Origin of the sequence: Salinicola aestuarinus, assembly GCF_003206645.1 — a bacterium.
Classification (GTDB): domain Bacteria; phylum Pseudomonadota; class Gammaproteobacteria; order Pseudomonadales; family Halomonadaceae; genus Salinicola; species Salinicola aestuarinus.
Genome location: NZ_PZJP01000017.1, coordinates 78,455 through 94,933, shown reverse-complemented (window position 1 = coordinate 94,933; position 16,479 = coordinate 78,455). Strand labels below are relative to the sequence as shown.

Here is a 16,479-nt window from a genome sequence, read left to right as displayed (position 1 = left end):
AGACGATCATGAGTTGAATATGGGGTGAAAAAGGCGCCGCGTGGGTGTCCGGCGGCGGGCGTTGTCGAAGTGCTAGTCTGACAACGTGGCCATCACCGATAGCGAGGAAGAGATCATGCACGTCATTGTGGATCTATGTGTCGTACCGCTGGGTGTCGGCGTGTCGGTGTCGGCGTACGTCACCGAGTGCCAGCGCGTGATCGAGGCGTCGGGCCTGGATTACGCCATGCACGCCTACGGCACCAATATCGAGGGGCCATGGGACGAAGTGATGGCGGTGGTCAAGGCGTGTCACGAGCGGGTGCATGAGCAAGGGGCGCCGCGGATTACCACCACACTCAAGATGGGCACCCGAACGGATCGGGAGCAGCGCATGGCAGACAAGGTCACTAGCGTCGAGGCGCATCTGGCACGTTGAGACGAGCCCGAAGCGCCAGGGCGAGGCCGGAAACGACGACGCCCCGCCACGGTAGCGCGTGGCGGGGCGTCATTGCAGCGCCGAAGGCGGCGTCACGGCTCAGCGGCAGCGAATCGTCCAGGTCGCCTTGTAACCGTCGCCTTCCTGCGTGGCCGCCTGGAGCTCGGTGTCCTCGTTGACGGTCGCCCCCTCCAACTGCTCGTTGACGCCGGCACGCTTCAGGCCGTCATCGTTCGGACCCATCATGCGCTGCTCGACGATCACGAACTCCTCGCGATCCTGCTCTTCGCACTGCTCCAGTGAGCGTTCCTTCGCGTTTTCGATGGCGCCATCCCGGTCGTCACCCAGACCGGTGATCACGTAGTCGCTGGCGTCTTTCTCCATCGAGCTGCTGTCGCTGGCACAGCCGGCGAGCGCAGTGAGTGCGAGTGCACCGGTAAGCGCCAGCCAGAGCGGACGTCGGCGTTGATCGATCATGGGGCAATCTCCCTGTCAGCAAATGATGGTCGGCCTGGGCATCATTGCCGGCCAACGCTGAGTGGGAGTCTAGAACCTGACGCTGATTTCGCAAGCTGCCGCCGACGTTGAAAAAAGTCGCGTGAGTGCGACAGCTGTCCGAGGTTCAGGCAGCGTCGGTCGGCATCAGCCAGCCGTCGCTGGCGCTCAGCAGATGCGCCGTCAGCGCCTCCAGCAGCTCGCCTCCGTGACGCCAGTAGTGCCAGTAGAGCGGCACATCGATCGGCTGCTGCGGATCGAGATCGATCAGCCTGCCGGATTCGAGCGCCTCGCGGGCCTGACCCTCGGGAATCAGTGCGTAGCCGATGCCGGCGAGGGTCATGTGCAGGACGCCCTCCGACGACGGGCAGAGGTGGTGGGGAAACGGCTCACGGAAGCCGCGGACGTCCATGTAGCGCTGGTGCAGTCGGTCGTCGGCGCCGTAGAGCACCGCGGGCGCGGTTCCCAGACTGCGCTCGGTGATGCCGTCGCCGAAGTACTGCTCGGTGAAGCCGGGGGTCGCCACCAGGCGGTAACGCATCGCCCCCAGCGCGCGTGCCCGGCCGCCCTGCACCGGACGGGCGGTGGCGCAGATACAGCCGGCGACCTCACCGTCACGCATGCGCCGCAACGCGATCTCCTGATCGTCGACGACCAGATCGAGTAGCACCCCACGACGATGACAGAAGTCACCCATGGTCGGCGCCCACCAGGTGGCCAGGCTGTCCGCGTTGATGGCGAGGCGCAGGCGCTGAGTCCCCTCGCCGAGGGCTGGGATCTTGTCCAGCAGGTCGTGTTCGAGCAGGCGCACCTGCTGCGCGTGATTGAGCAGCCGCTGCCCCAATGGTGTGGGAAGCAGGCGCGGCGTACGGACGACTACCGGCTGCCCGAGCCGGGCTTCCAGCAGCTTGATACGCTGAGAAACGGCAGACTGCGTCAGGTTGAGCTGCTGGGCGCCGCGCTCGAATCCGCCCTGGTCGACAATGGCCGCGAGCGCTTCGAGTAGCTTGTAGTCGAGCATCGAAATCTCTAATGAGCGATTAGGAAAATTGCTTTCTCTAATGAAGCGTAGCACGGCACTTTAAGGATGCATTGGATCGAGATCATTGAACGCCTTGAAGGAACGACCGGTATGGCGCTATCCAGTCTGCAGGGTTTCGGCGTCGGCCTTGGGCTGATCGTCGCCATCGGCGCCCAGAACGCCTTTGTGCTTCGCGAGGGGCTGCGAGGCGAACACGGCTGGCGAGTGGCGAGCGTTTGTGTGGTGTGCGATGCCGCACTCATTGTTGCCGGCGTCGGCGGGCTGGCACCGCTGCTTCAGTCGAGCTCGCTGGCGGTCGAGCTGGCCCGATGGGGCGGTGCCGCTTGGCTGCTGTGGCAGGCGGCAAGCGCTCTGCGGCGTGCGCGGCAGCCCAGCGTGCTCGCCATTCAGACGGGCGCGCGCAGTGCCGGGCGTGCGGTTGCTGCCACCCTCGCCATCACACTGCTCAACCCGCACGTCTATCTCGATACCGTCGTGATGCTCGGGGCGATCGGAGCCCAGCAGACCCGACCGTGGGCCTTCGCCGCGGGTGCGGTGGCGGCATCCGTGTGCTGGTTCTATACGCTGGTCGCTGCGGCCGGGTGGCTCGCGCCTCGGCTTCGCGATCCGCGCTGGTGGCAGGGAATCGACCTTCTGGTCGCCGTCGTGCTGACGCTGGTGGCGCTGCGGCTGATCCTGATGCCGCTTTGAACGGGTGCCTCAGCCGATTTGAATCTCTCCCTTGGCGTAGCGCACGCCACGGTGCTGCCGCGTCGCCAGGAAATAACCCACCGACAGCGGGCCGACGCGGCCGAGCAGCATGGTGATCCCCAGCAGCAGTTGGCCGGGGAGCGAAAGATCGCTGGTGATTCCTCGGGACAGCCCCACGGTGCCGAAGGCGGAAACCGTCTCGAAGGCGAGGTCTAGAAACGCCTCGTCGCGTTCGGTGATGGTCAGACCGAACAGCGCCAGAAACACCAGCAGCACGCCGGCCAGCGCCACGGTGATCGCCTTGATCACGGTCTCCTGCGGAATCGCGCGGCCGAAGGCGGTGGGATGCTCGGTCGAGCGGTAGAACGCGCGGGCGGTCAGCAGCAACACCACAAAGGTGGTGATCTTGATACCGCTGGCGGTCGAGCTCGAGCCGGCGCCGATGAACATCAGAAGCATGGTCAAGAGCGTCGTCGGGTCGGTCAGCGCCGAGGTGTCCAGCGTGTTGAACCCCGCCGTGCGCGGTGTCACGGCCTGGAACCAGGCGGCCTGCAGTCGGTCCGACATGTGCGCCATGCCGCCGAGGGTGTCCGGGTTGTGCCACTCGAGCGCGAGCAGCAGCGCCATCGCGACCCCGTTGAGCCAAAAGGTGGCAAGCAGCACGACCTTGGTCTGCATCATCAGCCGCGACCAGCGCCGCCGCCGGTAGAGGTCGTTGACAATCATGAAGCCCAGACCGCCGACGATGAACAGCGCACTGACGGTGATGTTGATCAGCGGATCGTCCACTTCGGCCATCAGGCTGTTGGCGAACGTCGAAAAGCCTGCGTTGTTGAACGCCGACACGGCGTGGAACAGGGCGTGCCAGAGTCCCGCCTTGACCCCAAATTCGGGAATCCACTGCAGTGCCATCAACAGCGTGCCGAGGCTCTCGACGATCAGCGCGAAGGCCATCACCAGTTTGACCAGATGGCGAACATCGCTGAAGGCGATCTCGCCGAGCGCTTCGCGCACCAGGTTCTGCTGATTCAGCGGCAGACGCACGCCGAGCAGCAGTACGGTCAGGGCGGCAAAGGTCATGAAACCGAGCCCACCGATCTGGATCAGGACCATGATGACGAGCTGGCCGACGAAGGTCAGGTCCTGTCCCACGTCGATCACCGACAGCCCCGTGACCGTGACGGCGGAGGTGGCGGTGAACAATGCCTCGTGCCAGGCAAGCGGGCGGGTGGCGCTCCCCGGCAGCCACAGCGCCAGCGCGCCGAGTGCGCACAGCAGGCTAAAGCCGATGAGCAAGAGTTCCGGCGGTGAGAGTCGGATGACGCTACCGTGAGGGGCGCGGCGCAGCGGCCGTCTGAAGCGCTGCCAGCGTCTCATGAGAGACCGCGGCACCGACACACGGATAGGGAGTCGGTCGCCTGGCGCGCCGCAGGCCGATCAACGCGCCTCATAGCTGCCTGCCGATTTCGCGCAGGGCTTCCAGATCGCCCATCAGTACCAGGTTGTCGCCGGCCTCCAGCGCGGTGTCGTCCTGCGGGTTGTGAATGACCCTGTCGCCCCGCTTGATGGCGACCAGCGTCAGCGCCTCCTGGTCGATTGCCAGCTTCGACACGCTGGCGCACTGGCCGACCAGACGTTCGGTGGTCTCGATCTCGACGATGAACTGCCGCTCGCCCAGGCGAATGAAGTCGACCATGGCGTGGTAGTTGAGACTCTCGGCCACGCGGATGCCGACATCGTACTCCGGGTAGATGACATGATCCGCACCGAGTCGCTTGAGCAGCTTGAAGTGCGCATCGCTGTGCGCCTTGGCCCACACTTCCTTCGCCCCGAGCTCCTTGACGTGCAGCGTACAGATCACGCTGGATTCCAGATCGCCGTCGACGTCGATCACCACGGCGTCGTAGGCATCGAGGGAGAGCTCCTCCAGCGCTTTTTCATCGGTGAGCTCGGCGATGACCGCGTGATCGAGCACGCTGGAGAGCGCATTGACCCGCGTCTCGTCGTGATCCACGCCCAGTACCTGATTACCGTGTCGCTTGAGCTCACGGGCGACCGTGGTGCCGAAGTAGCCCAGCCCGAGGATGGCGAATTGCCGAGACATCGGAAACTCCTGACCGGTTGGCCCGCGCGCGGGCAGATGACGTCGCCAAGCTTTGCATAACCCGTGCATTCTCACCAATGCCCGGGGCGGCACTGTCCTGTGCGCAAGCCATCCGTGCCCGGGCGTTGCGGTCGCGGTCGCCACCCGCGGGGGACGAAGGTACAATCCCGGCCCGACGCGCCCACGGTCGATCCTTTCGCGGAAAGGGCGCGTTGCAGTCACCCTGCGGCTTCACGCCGCCCCATGCAGGTTTTCGCGTCGCGAGCGCACCTCGCGACACGGACGCCTATCGGTTCCGATCCGGTGCCGCCGCGCCGGTGTTGAGTGTCAGAGGCAACATGACCGCATCCGCTAGACCCCAAACCCTTTGGCTTGGCCGCTGGGGCTTCGTTCTCGCTGCGACCGGCTCCTCCGTCGGTCTCGGCAATATCTGGAAATTCCCCTATATGACCGGCGAGTACGGCGGCGGCGCCTTCGTGCTGGTCTATCTGTTATGCATCGCGCTTATCGGTGTGCCGATCATGATGGCGGAGATCGCCGTAGGCCGGCGGGGCCGCGCCAACCCGGTGGAAGCCGTGCGACAGGTCGCGCGGGAGTCGGGCCGCAGCCGCCTGTGGTCGGGCCTCGGCTGGATGTCGATGATCTGCGGTTTCATGATCCTGTCGTTCTACGTCGTGGTGGCGGGGTGGTCGATCTCGTATCTGTGGAAATCCGTCAGCGGCGGACTCCACGCTGACTCGGTCGCCGGCATGGCAGCGATCTTCAAGGCCAATAACGCCAACCCCTGGAATCTCGGCTTCTGGAGCACCCTGGTGACGATCGTGACCATGCTGATCGTCGGCAAGGGCGTGCAGGCGGGGATCGAGCGAAGCGTGCGCTGGATGATGCCGGGGCTGGTGATCATGCTGGCGCTGATGATCGTCTACGCCATCGTCAGTGCCGACTTCGAGGCGGGTTTCCATTTCCTTTTCGCCTTCAACCTCGACAACCTGACCGGTGAGGCGGTACTGGCGGCCATGGGACATGCGTTCTTCACGCTGTCGCTTGCGGCCGGCGCGATCATCGCCTACGGCGCTTATCTCCCGGCGAATCAGTCGATTGTGCGCACCACGCTCACCGTCGCCATCTGCGACACACTGGTCGCCTTGATGGCCGGGCTGGCGATCTTTCCGGTCATCTTTGCCAATGGCATGGACCCTGACTCCGGCCCCGGACTGATCTTCATGAGTCTGCCGCTGGCGTTCCAGGCCATGCCCTTCGGTGGCGTGATGGCGGCGGTGTTCTTCCTCATGCTGACGGTGGCAGCGCTGACTTCGTCGATATCGATGATCGAGGCGACAGTGGCCTGGCTCAATCAGAGCCACGGGCTGAGCCGTCGGCGCGCTTCCTGGGGCGTGGGCATCGTGCTGTGGCTGGTCAGCACGCTGGCGATGCTCTCTTTCAACGTGGGCGCCGACTGGACGCTGGCCGGCAAGCACTTCTTCGACTGGCTCGACTTTTTGACATCGCGGCTGATGATGCCGCTGGGTGGGCTCGGCATGGCGATCCTGACGGGCTTCTTCCTGCGTCGCCATATCGTGCGTGAGGAACTCGCCATGCCGACCTGGCTCTTCGCGCTGTGGCAGTTCGCGCTGCGCTACGTCTGCCCGATTGCCATCGTTCTGGTCTTTCTCGATGCGCTCGGCTGGTTGGGCTCCGGTCTCGACTGGCGTTGGCTGGCGGGTATGTTGGTCGTGGGACTGCTGGTAGAACTCGGTCTGCGCGCGCGCGCGTCCATCCGAGACAGGGCGCCCGTGCGCTGAGAGAGATCGGACGTCGCAACAACGCTCCTATGAGCGCAAGGAACGAGCGCGGGCGGCCCCATGGGCCGCCCGCGCTGTTTCGATCGTCTGCCGGGTTGGCCCGTCAGTCGTCGATCTCCCAGGTCACGTTCACGCCCGCTTCGATGGAGATCTCGCCGCTTCGATACGCCGGGGTCGCACTATCGTTCATTTTCGCGCTGTGCATCACCATCGGCTGATAGCGTGGAGCGGTCGTCTCCTCGACGCTTACGACATCGCCGAGCTCGACGCCGAGCGTGGTCGCCATTAGCTGCGCCTTATCGCGGGCGCGCTCGAGCGCCTTCTGGAGCGCTTCGTCATCGGCGTCATCGCTTGTCTGGAGGCCGTAGCTGACGCCGTCGAGGGAGTCGACGCCGGCTGCCGTCAGGGCATCGAGGACCTGGGGCAGACGATCGAGTTGATCCAGTGTCAGCGACACCGGGCGTTCGACCTGAGTCCGAACCTGGGCGGGGTCGCCCTCGTTGCCGCCGGACTGGATGATGTCGGGGCGGACGCTGAGGGACCCGGCACGGATCTTCGCCGCCGGCACACCGGCATCCTCGAGAGTCCGAATCAACGCGTCGACGCGGGACTCGAGCCGCGCGCGCGCGTCCCCCACCGCTTCGCTGTCGCCGCTCGGGGCCTCGCCCTGAGGGCGAGTCGGCGTGCGCTCCCAGAGTCGCGCATTCAGCGTGGCGGTGTCGGGGGCCTTCTCCAGTGTGGCACTGGCCTGGACACGAATCTGTGGTGGCGTCGGTTCAGCCAGCGCAGGGGCGCTCATCACAATGCTGGAGAGCAGGGCCGCGGAAGCCGTCAGGACGGCGAACCGGGGGAGCGGGCGTTGGCTAGCGGGCGTCTTGGCGTGCGGGGATGTCATGGCGAATCCTTTCAGTGGAGACAGGCAGCGTCTCGTCAGCCGGGGCGTGAAAAGTCCTCTCGAGCGCGGCGTCCGCTGCAAGCGCGCGTCGGCCTGGTGGCGCGAGCGTCGGCAAGGCGGTGTTGGCCAGCGCATCGAGCCCCCATGCTATGCTCGCGGCTTGTATCTCCCCAAGCATTCGAGTGCCAGATGCGTGATCTTTCCCCAATGCCAGGGCGATATCGTCCGGCGCTGACGCTTGTCCTGGCCCTCTGCCTGGGCGCTGCCGCGACCGCTACCTCTGCCGAAGCGACGATGTCGGCGTCGGACAGTGGGCCGCGCACTGGCCCTCGCGACACCCCCTCGAGTGATGGCGCGGCGTCGGCGCGCTATCGCGTCGTCGACGATAGTGGCGACACCGTGACGCTTGCGCATCCCGCGCGGCGCATCGTTGCGCTATCACCCCATCTGGTTGAGATCGCCTACGCCGCCGGCGCGGGATCGGCACTGGTCGGGACCGTGGAGGGAAGCGATGCCCCGGCCGCGGCGCAGTCGTTGCCGCGGGTTGGCAGCTATCGCGGTATCTCGGTGGAGGCGATCGTCGCGCTTGAACCGGATCTCATCCTTGCCTGGGGCAGCGGCACGCCCCCAGAGACGCTGGAGAAGCTCGAATCGCTGGGCATGGCGGTCTACCGCAGCGAGCCCAGGGCACTCGACGATATCGCCGCCACGATTGCCGCGGTCGGGCGGCTAAGCGGGCATGCGACGGCAGGGCGCCGCGCCGCCGACGCGTTCGAGCGGGGCCTTGCCGAGACCGAGCAGACGCTCGACCCCGCGCCGCGGGTCTTCTATCAGCTCGGCCACGAGCCGTTGACTACCCTCGCCAAGGGGCAGATCGTCACGCAGGTGATTCGCCATTGTGGGGGCGAGCCACTCTTCGATGATTCGCCGGTGATAGTGCCGCAGATCGATCGCGAGTCGCTGGTGCTGGCGGCGCCGCAGGTCATTCTCGCCGCCGGGAAGAGCGATGACTGGAAAGCGCAGTGGCAGGGCCAGGAAGCGGTGCCGGCGGTGCGTGACGGCAATCTCTATACGCTCTCGCCGGATGCCATCAGTCGTCCCGGGCCACGCATGCTCGACGCGGTAGACGAGGTCTGCCAGGCGTTGAGCGGCGCGGCCGCAAAGGGCACTGACTAGTCGTCGACGCCGTCTAGCCGTCGGCACGGCTTAGAGGTCGGTACGGCTTGGACGTCGCTATGGCTTAGTCGCTATGGCTTAGAAGTCGATACCGCGCCGCGCCTGAATCCCCGAGTCGAAGGCGTGCTTGACGACATCCATCTCGGTGACGGTGTCCGCCATATCGATGAGCGTGCGGTGGGCATTGCGCCCGGTAACGATCACGCTCTGCTCGGGCGGGCGCGCGTTGAGGGTGTCGACGACCTCGTCGATGTCGAGATAGCCGAACTTCAGCATGTAGGTGATCTCGTCGAGGACCACCAGATAGACGGTGGGATCGGCGAGCAATCGCTTGGCGTCCTCCCACACCTCGGCGCAGGCGGCGGTGTCGCTCTCCCGGTTCTGGGTCTCCCAGGTAAAGCCGGTCGCCATGACATGGACTGTCAGGTTGGCGTCGTCGACCAGCCGCTCGCGCTCGCCACACTCCCACAGTCCCTTGATGAACTGAATGACGCCCACCCGATAGCCGTAGCCCAGCGCGCGCGTGACGGTACCCCAGGCGGCAGTGGTCTTGCCTTTGCCGTTGCCGGTGAAGACCAGCAGCAGACCGCGCTGCTCGCTGGCGGCGGCGACCTTGTCGTCGACGTGGCTTTTGAGTTTCTGCATCGCGCGCTGGTGACGGGCGTTTCTGTCACTGGGGTTGCTGTCTTTCGTTGCGTCGTCGCTCACGCTGGGCTCCGCTGATTCGTTGACAAAAGTGAGGTTCGAGCAGGCCGCTCTAAGTGCTACGCGTTGGGCTGGGGGTAGCCGAGTGCGCCGGCAAGGCTGAAGGCGTTGGCTGCGACCCAACTGGCATCGATAGGCCCCCAGTCGCGAACGACGTAGCGGCCGATATGGTGACGTTCGCCCTGTGTCTGCTCGAAGACACAGACGATGTCCAGCTCCGCCAGCGCGCTCAGGGTGTCCTGGGCGGTGCGCCGCGGCATGCCCGTGGCCTCCACGATGGCGGGGACGCTCACGGCTCGCTCACTGGCGATGAGGTGCGCCACATAGAGCCGACGATAGAAGCTGGTGCGGGTCTTGCTGAGAGTCATGGGGCACTCGTTAGGAGGTTTGTCGTCATCCTACGGGAAGCGGCTAATCCACACGAGCGTTCGCCAGCGGGTGAGCGTTCGACAGCGGGTGAGCGTTCGACAGCGGGTGAGCGTTCGACAGCGGGTGAGCCGCCCGATGGAGACAAGCGTCACGGGATTGTGACCCGAGGCGTGGCAGGAAAGGTCAACGCGCGATGGAGGCTGCCTTGTGTACACCACGGTTGGGTGTTTTCAGTCAAAAAGCGAAGTTCACTGAAGATTACCGATCAGTTTCGTAATTAAATGTTATCGTACAGCGTTGAAGTGTCATTTCGTATCGACTTGGCGTGTTATCTCATCTCCAATAAATAGGGCTCGTTCAGCGTCAGCTCTCTGACGCCGGTGCATGGCGCCATTGTTCGAGGCCGTGCCGAGTTTCCAACTGGAGACGAGGCATCATGAAAACTTCGTCTTGTTAAAGGAAAGAGAATGACATCAACCGTGTACCGCACGGCCGGCGCCGTCGTCACTGTCACCGTAGGCATTCTTCTGGGATGGACGGCCGCCTATCAGTTACCCGGTAGCGAAAAAGCCGCCGAGAATGGTTCGTCATCGGAGCCGCTGGCGATCGGTGACGCGATGAAGGGCGAGTTGACCTCCGCCAGTCAGGTCAATGCCAAGGACGGCAGCCGATACGTGCGAATCCCGGTCCAGCTCGAGGCTGACACCTTCGTGCAGTTCGAGCTCGACGGCTCGCTCGGCGGCACCCTGAGTCTGCTCGACAGCGATAATCAGTGGCTGGCTTCGTCATCCAATGTGGCTACGACTTCCAATCTCGCCAGCAATGGCGGAACGGTCAGCGTCGGCGCCGATATCGACAAGGCCGGCACCTACTGGCTGGCCGTCAGTGGCATCGATAGCGACAGCTATGGCCCCTTCGAGGTCGAGAGCCGTACGATCGACGTACGTAACGACGGCGACCTGGCCACCGACGAAGACGTCAAGGGCTTCATCACCGACGATCCCAACACCTATACGCTGAATGTCGAGGAAGCCGGGCTGTATCGCTTCACCATGCGCAGTGACGTGGTGGACTCCTATCTGCATCTCACCGGTCAGGGCGTCGACGCCAGCGATGACGATTCCGGCGACGGAACCACCGGTCTGGATGCCCAGTTGAGCGCCTACCTCGAGCCCGGCGACTATCAGCTCGAGGCGAGCGCCTACGGGACCGTGAAGAACGGTATGTACTCGCTGGTCGCCGAGCCGCAGCCGCTGCCGACAGGCGATACCCTTCGCAACGACGGAGAGATCACAAGCGGTGACGAGCTGACCGGCTACATGAGCGGCGGGGAGCGCGAGTACACGCTGAACGTCGATGAGCCTGGCAGCTACACGATCGACATGGGCGCCGACGATCTCGACTCTTTCCTCGACTTGACGGGGCCGGACGTTGACCTCAGCGACGACGACAGCGGCGGTGGTTACGATGCGCGCATCCAGACTGTTCTGCAGCCGGGTACGTACACCATTCACGCGTCGAGCTATGACGACGGCAAGACCGGCCTGTTTACCCTCGGGGTCACGTCCTCGGAAACCACCGTGCTGTCCGCTGATGAGCGTCGTCTTGAAGGTGCCGGGCAGCTCGAGGACATGCTGATGCCGAACGCCGACACCGACTACGCCTGGCATGTCGACGAGGCCGGTCACTATGCCGTGACCATGCGCTCCAGTGATCTGGATGCATTCCTGATGCTCTCGGGCGGCGCCGGTGTCGATCTCTCCGACGACGACAGCGGCGGCGGCTATGATGCGCGCATCGAGACCGACCTGGCGCCGGGTGATTACACCATCAACGCCAGCGCCTACGGCGACGGTTCGGGCAACTTCGAGCTGCAGACCGAAAAGCTCGACTGATCCGCTAAAGCGCCGCTGTACCCTGACAACGCCTCGCAGNNGCGAGGCGTTGTCGTTTCTACCAAGGCGTTGGGGTTTCTTGCGAGGCGTTGGGGTTTCTTGCGAGGCGTCGGCGCATGGCGGGGCGAACGGCGGCGTGCGAAGCGATCGCGCCCGGCATCCCTCGTCGCTGGCTTTACGTGTCCTCTTCAGGCGAAGAGATCCGGCTGGCGGCGGGGTGGACAAAAGCCTGCGGTCTCCAGGCCCATGTCGGCGCGGCGGCCGAGTCCGAGCTTTCGCGCGCTGCGCGCGAAGCGCTGACCGATCATGTCGACGAACAATCCCTCGCCATGCATCCGCTGGCCAAAGCGGCTGTCGTTGGTGGCGCCGCCTCGGGACTGGCGGATCAAACTCATTACCTTGCCGGCCCGCTCGGGATAGTGCGCCTCGAGCCACGCTTCGAACATCGGCGAGACCTCCCGCGGCAGGCGCAGCAGCGTCCAGCTCGCGCTCGCCGCGCCCGCCTCGGCGGCGCGAGTGAGGATCGACTCGATCTCGCGGTCGTTGATCGCGGGAATCACCGGTGCGACCAGTACGCCCACGGGAATTCCCGCCTCATGCAACTCGCGAACCACCCGGAGCCGCGCCGCCGGAGAGGCAGTACGCGGCTCCAGCGTGCGCTTCAGGTCGTTGTCGAGCGTGGTGAGACTGACAAACACACGGACCAGACGGTGCCGCGCCATCTCGGCGAGCAGCGTGGTGTCACGCAGGATCAGCGCGCTTTTGGTCACCAGGGTCACCGGGTGACGGCACTCGAGCAGCAGTTCGAGCAGCGAGCGGGTGCTGGCGTAGTCCGCCTCGATAGGCTGGTAGGCGTCGGTATTGCCCGAGAGATTGATCGGGCGGCAGACGTAGCCCGGTCGGCATAACTCCTCACGCAGGCGCTCGACCATGCCGGTCTTGGCGATCAGGCGCGTCTCGAAGTCGAGTCCCGGCGAGTAGTCCCAGTAGGCGTGGCTGGGACGGGCGTAGCAGTAGATGCAGCCGTGTTCGCAGCCGCGGTAGGGGTTGAGCGAACGGTCGAATCCGAGATCCGGTGACTGGTTCCAGGAGAGCGCGCTCTTCGGCGCCTCTTCGATTACCTGAGTGTCGATGCGCTCGGCGGCCTGCTCCCACCACCAGCCGTCTGACTCAGACTCGACACGGCTCGCCTGGAAGCGGTTGTCCGGGTTATAGGTCGCACCGCGCCCTTTGCGCGACTGGGGTTCGGCCGTCATGGATCGCGTCTCCTGGTATGACGCTCACTGTCAGTGGGCGAAGCGTGGGCAGGGACAGCCCTCAGGGAGAGAGCGTCGGTGTCGGCTTACATAGACTGTCCAAATATACAGTATTCGATGTCTGCCTGCCCGACCTTAAGCGTTTTCTCATGTGGGGGTATGAGCGACATCATGCCCGATGTCGCTGCCGTGGCTGTCGACTCTCAGCTTTTGCCGTGACGGCCATTTTCGTATGGGCGTCGGGCGATGAACTGCGTATACCTGTTGTCCGCTGAGCCTCGCTGACGGCTGTCGTCGGGGCGTCATGGGTTCCTGTTCGTCGGCCCGACGGTCGATGTGAGAGAGGCAGTGATGCAAGTGATCGAAGTCGCCGCACAGTGGTACGGGGAAGAGGCCAGTACACCCGGGCCTGTCGAGTATGTGGAGTTCGAATCGCCTTACTGTGAAGCCTACGACGAGCGGGTCATCGCGCCGGCAACGGATGCCGATTTCCAGAGCGCCTATTTCAGTCGTGTCGCAGCCAGTGCCGACGGCCTCTGGTCCCGCCGCGTGGCCCGAGTCCGCGACGCGCTGGTCTTCGGCCAGGCCTGCGTGATCTATCTTCCCCGGTCGAAAGGCTATCTCGCTGGTCACGGGATCAACTGGTCGCCGGCGCGGCTGACGCAAGCGGTGCGCGACAACCGGCTCGAGCGCCCAGAGGACTTCACCGTGCTGGAGGAGGCGATCCTGCTTCACGGCCCCGGTATCCACGTCTACGGGCACTGGATTCTCGACTATGTGTCGAGACTGTTGAGTATTCGGCGTCTTGAGCAGAAGACCGGCGCGCGGCGGGATATTCTGATCAAGAACATGCCCGGATGGGCACTCGCATTCATCGAGGCGGCAGGACTAGGCAATCGCGTGGTGCGCTACGACAAGTCGGACTATGTGATGGTCAAATCGCTGTGGGTGCCGGTGATCGGCAAGAATGGACTGACGCTCTGTACGCACCAGCTTCGCGAAAGCTTCGGGTTTCTGCGTGAGTGCCACGCCGAGGGGGTACCGCAAGACGGTCCGCGTCCCCGCAAGCTTGTGCTCCTGCGTCGCCACTCGCCGCGTGTGAAGAATCAGGAAGAGATCGAGACGTTCTTCACGCGGCGCGGATTTTCGCCGTTCTACCCGGAGGATCACTCGCTGGCCGAACAGATTGCCTATTTCGAAACCGCCCGGTTTATTGCGGGGGAGGATGGCTCGGCGTTGCACAACGTCGGCTTCTGCCGGGCGGGCGCACGGGTGCTGATCTGGTCCCGCGGCCCGCGCAACAACTTCTGGCATGCCTCGGTCGCCATGGCCGCCGAGGCTCAGATCACTTACCTGAAAACGGCCGGCAACGACCGCGACTATCACTTCGACCTCGACGCCTGTGCCGAGGCTATCGAGGCGTTTCTGGCCCCGTCTGTCGAGGAGAAGCGCGACACCGACGCCAAACGCCCCGATGTGCTGCGCGAATCGCCAGGCCTGTTGTAGCCGTCAGTCCGCCAGACCCTGACGTATCTCGGGCACGAATGACCGGCGGTGCCCCAGCGAGGCACCGCCGACGCGGTGTTGCCATTCGCCACCTTATCGGCAGCGACGTTTCAGTAGGTCAGCCTGACGCCCGCTTCGAAGTAGCGTCCCTGGGTGTTGTAGCCGTCGACGAGCTGGTAATCACGATCGAAGGCGTTATCCAGTTTGGCCAGCAGGGTCACCGCGGGCGTCACGCTCCAGGAACCGCGCAGATCCACCACGCCGTAGCCGGCGGTATGCGTCTGGCCGGGGGAGGCGACCTTAACGTCGCGGCGATCGCCCGCACTTCTCAGCGTGGCCCCGAGGTCGTAGGCGGCAAACGCGTAATCGGCATCCAGCCGGCCGTAGGTCCGCGCCCGGCGCAGCAGACGCTGGTCGGCCGCGCGATCCTCCGGGTTCTGGTGCGTCAGCGAGGCGTCGAGGCTCAGACCGCCGGACTGCCAGCCAGTCGTGAGCTCGACCCCGCGAATGCGGGCGCGGTCGACGTTGATCGGCGCGAAATTCGGACCGGTATAGCTGATCAGGTCGTCGATGTGGGTGTCGAACGCCGTCAAGCCAAGATGCCAGCGCTCGGCATTCAACCGCCAGAAGACTTCCGTGGTCTCCGACTCTTCGGCATCGAGGTCCGGGTTGTTGCCGTAGGGACCGTAAAGCTCGAGGAAACTCGGTGCCTTGAACGCGGTGGCGTAACTCGCTCCGACCTGCTGACGCGTGGTCAGGTCGAAAGCATAGGCAACGTTGCCGGTCGTGGCATCGCCAAAGCGCTGATCGTCGTCGTAGCGCGCCCCGGCGGAGAGGGCATGACGCCCGTAGCGTTGATGCGTATTGGCATAGAGGCCGTAGTTCTCCCGCGCGTCTCGCGGGTAGCTGCTGGCGCCGTCGGTCAGCGCTTCGTGGCGATAGTCGACGCCCAGTGCGGCGCCGCCAGCGTCGAGCTGGAAACGGTGGGCAATGCCGAAGTCGTCGCGCCGGGTGGCGGTTCGGCCGGTGCTATCGCCATCGACGATTTGGCGCCGCGACTCTCGCGATTGTCCGGCGGTGACGACCATGTCCCAGGTCTCGGACAGGTGGCTGGTGAGGGCGGCGTTGGCGAGAAGCTGCTCGCCCTTGCCGCGGCAGTCGTCGGAGCCGGAACAGTCGTCGTAGTCGTAGCGAGTTTTCGAGCGCAGCAGGGAGACATCGAGATCGGCCGCCTCGCCGAAGGCGTGGGAGAGCGATAGCTGGCCGGTGTTCTGCGCGAAACCATCATCGTCGCTGCCGTCGTCTCGCGCGGAGAACCCGTCGCTTTTGTCATGGTCGATCAGCGCCGAGAAACGCGTGTCGCCCTGGACCGAGGAGAACCAGCCGGTCTGCTGCTGGTGACTCTCTTCGCCCGCCCGCAGTTCGAGCGTTGCGTGCTGGCCGGGATCAGTGGCGTGGCGTGTGAAAACGTTGATCACGCCGCCGATGGCGTCGGCGCCGTAGGCCGAGGCGCGTGGGCCGCGCACGATCTCGATGCGCTCGATGGCGGCGACCGGGAGGAACTCCCAGTTGATTGAGCCGTCGGTGGGCGAGGCGATGCGCTGACCGTCGACCAGCACCAGCGTGTGATTGGAGTTGGTGCCGCGCATGAAGAGACTGGTGGTATTGCCGCGTCCGCCGTTGCGAGCGAGCTCGATGCCGGCGCGCCCCTGGAGCAGTTCGACCAGGCTCGAAGCCTGGCTACGCTCGATGTCGGCGCGCTCGATGACGGACGTGCTTGCAAGCACCTCTGTCTGTGTCTGGACGAGACGGTTGGCCGTGACCTGAATGTCATCGAGACGTTGCTGCGCAGCGACGGCGCCGCTGGCGGTGGCGATCGTCACCGCCAGCGTGCCGACGAGGGCAGGGCGCGCGGGCGCGATGCGGGCGCGGCGAGTGTCGTGATACGTCATGTTTGCGGTGATCCCCAGGCGCGATGGGTAGCCTTTCGAGATGTAGTGGCTACCTCTGAGCGAAATCGCGATGGGAGGACGCTGTGACACGCACGTCGCTCGGCACCGAGCGTGCGCGGGCCGAACCGGGCGGCAGGTTAGCGCGCACCGGTGCATTACGACGACGCTTGAGCG

The 16,479-nt window shown here is 64.9% G+C and carries 15 protein-coding genes; 6 read left to right on the top strand and 9 right to left on the bottom strand.

Annotated elements, in window-relative coordinates; all coding sequences use genetic code 11:
- The first annotated feature begins 115 nt into the window (after positions 1-115).
- Complete coding sequence (locus tag DOM41_RS15785; protein WP_110688046.1) at positions 116-418, top strand: MTH1187 family thiamine-binding protein; 303 nt, start codon at positions 116-118, stop codon at positions 416-418.
- A 99-nt stretch (positions 419-517) separates the two neighbouring features.
- Here DOM41_RS15785 and DOM41_RS15780 read toward each other — a convergent pair whose 3' ends face one another.
- A complete protein-coding gene (locus DOM41_RS15780) occupies positions 518-895 on the bottom strand; it encodes a hypothetical protein (protein WP_110687810.1) in 378 nt (125 codons plus the stop codon).
- Between the two features lie 145 nt (positions 896-1,040).
- On the bottom strand, positions 1,041-1,934 hold the full coding sequence (locus DOM41_RS15775) for a LysR family transcriptional regulator ArgP (RefSeq protein ID WP_110687809.1): 894 nt from the start codon (positions 1,932-1,934) through the stop codon (positions 1,041-1,043).
- A 111-nt stretch (positions 1,935-2,045) separates the two neighbouring features.
- Between DOM41_RS15775 and DOM41_RS15770 the strand changes: the two genes are divergently transcribed.
- On the top strand, positions 2,046-2,645 hold the full coding sequence (locus DOM41_RS15770; RefSeq protein WP_110687808.1) for a LysE/ArgO family amino acid transporter: 600 nt from the start codon (positions 2,046-2,048) through the stop codon (positions 2,643-2,645).
- 9 nt (positions 2,646-2,654) lie between these two features.
- On the opposite strand, the gene DOM41_RS15765 is transcribed toward DOM41_RS15770, so the two are convergent.
- Positions 2,655-4,022, bottom strand: a complete 1,368-nt coding sequence (locus DOM41_RS15765; RefSeq protein ID WP_110687807.1) for a TrkH family potassium uptake protein — start codon at positions 4,020-4,022, stop codon at positions 2,655-2,657.
- Positions 4,023-4,092: 70 nt separating this feature from the next.
- Positions 4,093-4,749: a potassium channel family protein gene (locus DOM41_RS15760; RefSeq protein WP_188112422.1), complete on the bottom strand. Its 657-nt coding sequence runs from the start codon at positions 4,747-4,749 to the stop codon at positions 4,093-4,095.
- A gap of 338 nt (positions 4,750-5,087) precedes the next feature.
- On the opposite strand from DOM41_RS15760, the gene DOM41_RS15755 reads away from it, so the two are divergent.
- Complete coding sequence (locus tag DOM41_RS15755; RefSeq protein ID WP_110688045.1) at positions 5,088-6,551, top strand: sodium-dependent transporter; 1,464 nt, start codon at positions 5,088-5,090, stop codon at positions 6,549-6,551.
- Positions 6,552-6,654: 103 nt separating this feature from the next.
- On the opposite strand, the gene DOM41_RS15750 is transcribed toward DOM41_RS15755, so the two are convergent.
- Complete coding sequence (locus DOM41_RS15750; protein ID WP_110687805.1) at positions 6,655-7,446, bottom strand: SIMPL domain-containing protein; 792 nt, start codon at positions 7,444-7,446, stop codon at positions 6,655-6,657.
- A 189-nt stretch (positions 7,447-7,635) separates the two neighbouring features.
- Here DOM41_RS15750 and DOM41_RS15745 point away from each other — a divergent pair, with 189 nt between their 5' ends.
- On the top strand, positions 7,636-8,622 hold the full coding sequence (locus DOM41_RS15745) for a cobalamin-binding protein (RefSeq protein WP_157956960.1): 987 nt from the start codon (positions 7,636-7,638) through the stop codon (positions 8,620-8,622).
- 78 nt (positions 8,623-8,700) lie between these two features.
- On the opposite strand, the gene cobO is transcribed toward DOM41_RS15745, so the two are convergent.
- The gene (cobO, locus tag DOM41_RS15740) at positions 8,701-9,330 is read right to left on the bottom strand and encodes a cob(I)yrinic acid a,c-diamide adenosyltransferase (protein WP_280951234.1); all 630 of its coding nucleotides are present in this window, start codon (positions 9,328-9,330) and stop codon (positions 8,701-8,703) included.
- Between the two features lie 56 nt (positions 9,331-9,386).
- Positions 9,387-9,695: a winged helix-turn-helix domain-containing protein gene (locus DOM41_RS15735; protein ID WP_110687803.1), complete on the bottom strand. Its 309-nt coding sequence runs from the start codon at positions 9,693-9,695 to the stop codon at positions 9,387-9,389.
- A 468-nt stretch (positions 9,696-10,163) separates the two neighbouring features.
- On the opposite strand from DOM41_RS15735, the gene DOM41_RS15730 reads away from it, so the two are divergent.
- Entirely contained in the window at positions 10,164-11,591 is a 1,428-nt protein-coding gene (locus DOM41_RS15730) for a hypothetical protein (RefSeq protein WP_110687802.1), read from the top strand.
- Between the two features lie 188 nt (positions 11,592-11,779).
- Here DOM41_RS15730 and DOM41_RS15725 read toward each other — a convergent pair whose 3' ends face one another.
- The gene (locus tag DOM41_RS15725) at positions 11,780-12,847 is read right to left on the bottom strand and encodes a PA0069 family radical SAM protein (RefSeq protein ID WP_110687801.1); all 1,068 of its coding nucleotides are present in this window, start codon (positions 12,845-12,847) and stop codon (positions 11,780-11,782) included.
- 351 nt (positions 12,848-13,198) lie between these two features.
- Between DOM41_RS15725 and DOM41_RS15720 the strand changes: the two genes are divergently transcribed.
- On the top strand, positions 13,199-14,353 hold the full coding sequence (locus DOM41_RS15720) for a glycosyltransferase family 61 protein (RefSeq protein ID WP_110687800.1): 1,155 nt from the start codon (positions 13,199-13,201) through the stop codon (positions 14,351-14,353).
- 110 nt (positions 14,354-14,463) lie between these two features.
- Here the strand turns inward: DOM41_RS15720 and DOM41_RS15715 are convergent, their stop codons facing one another.
- The gene (locus DOM41_RS15715; protein WP_188112421.1) at positions 14,464-16,305 is read right to left on the bottom strand and encodes a TonB-dependent receptor domain-containing protein; all 1,842 of its coding nucleotides are present in this window, start codon (positions 16,303-16,305) and stop codon (positions 14,464-14,466) included.
- Positions 16,306-16,479: the final 174 nt, after the last annotated feature.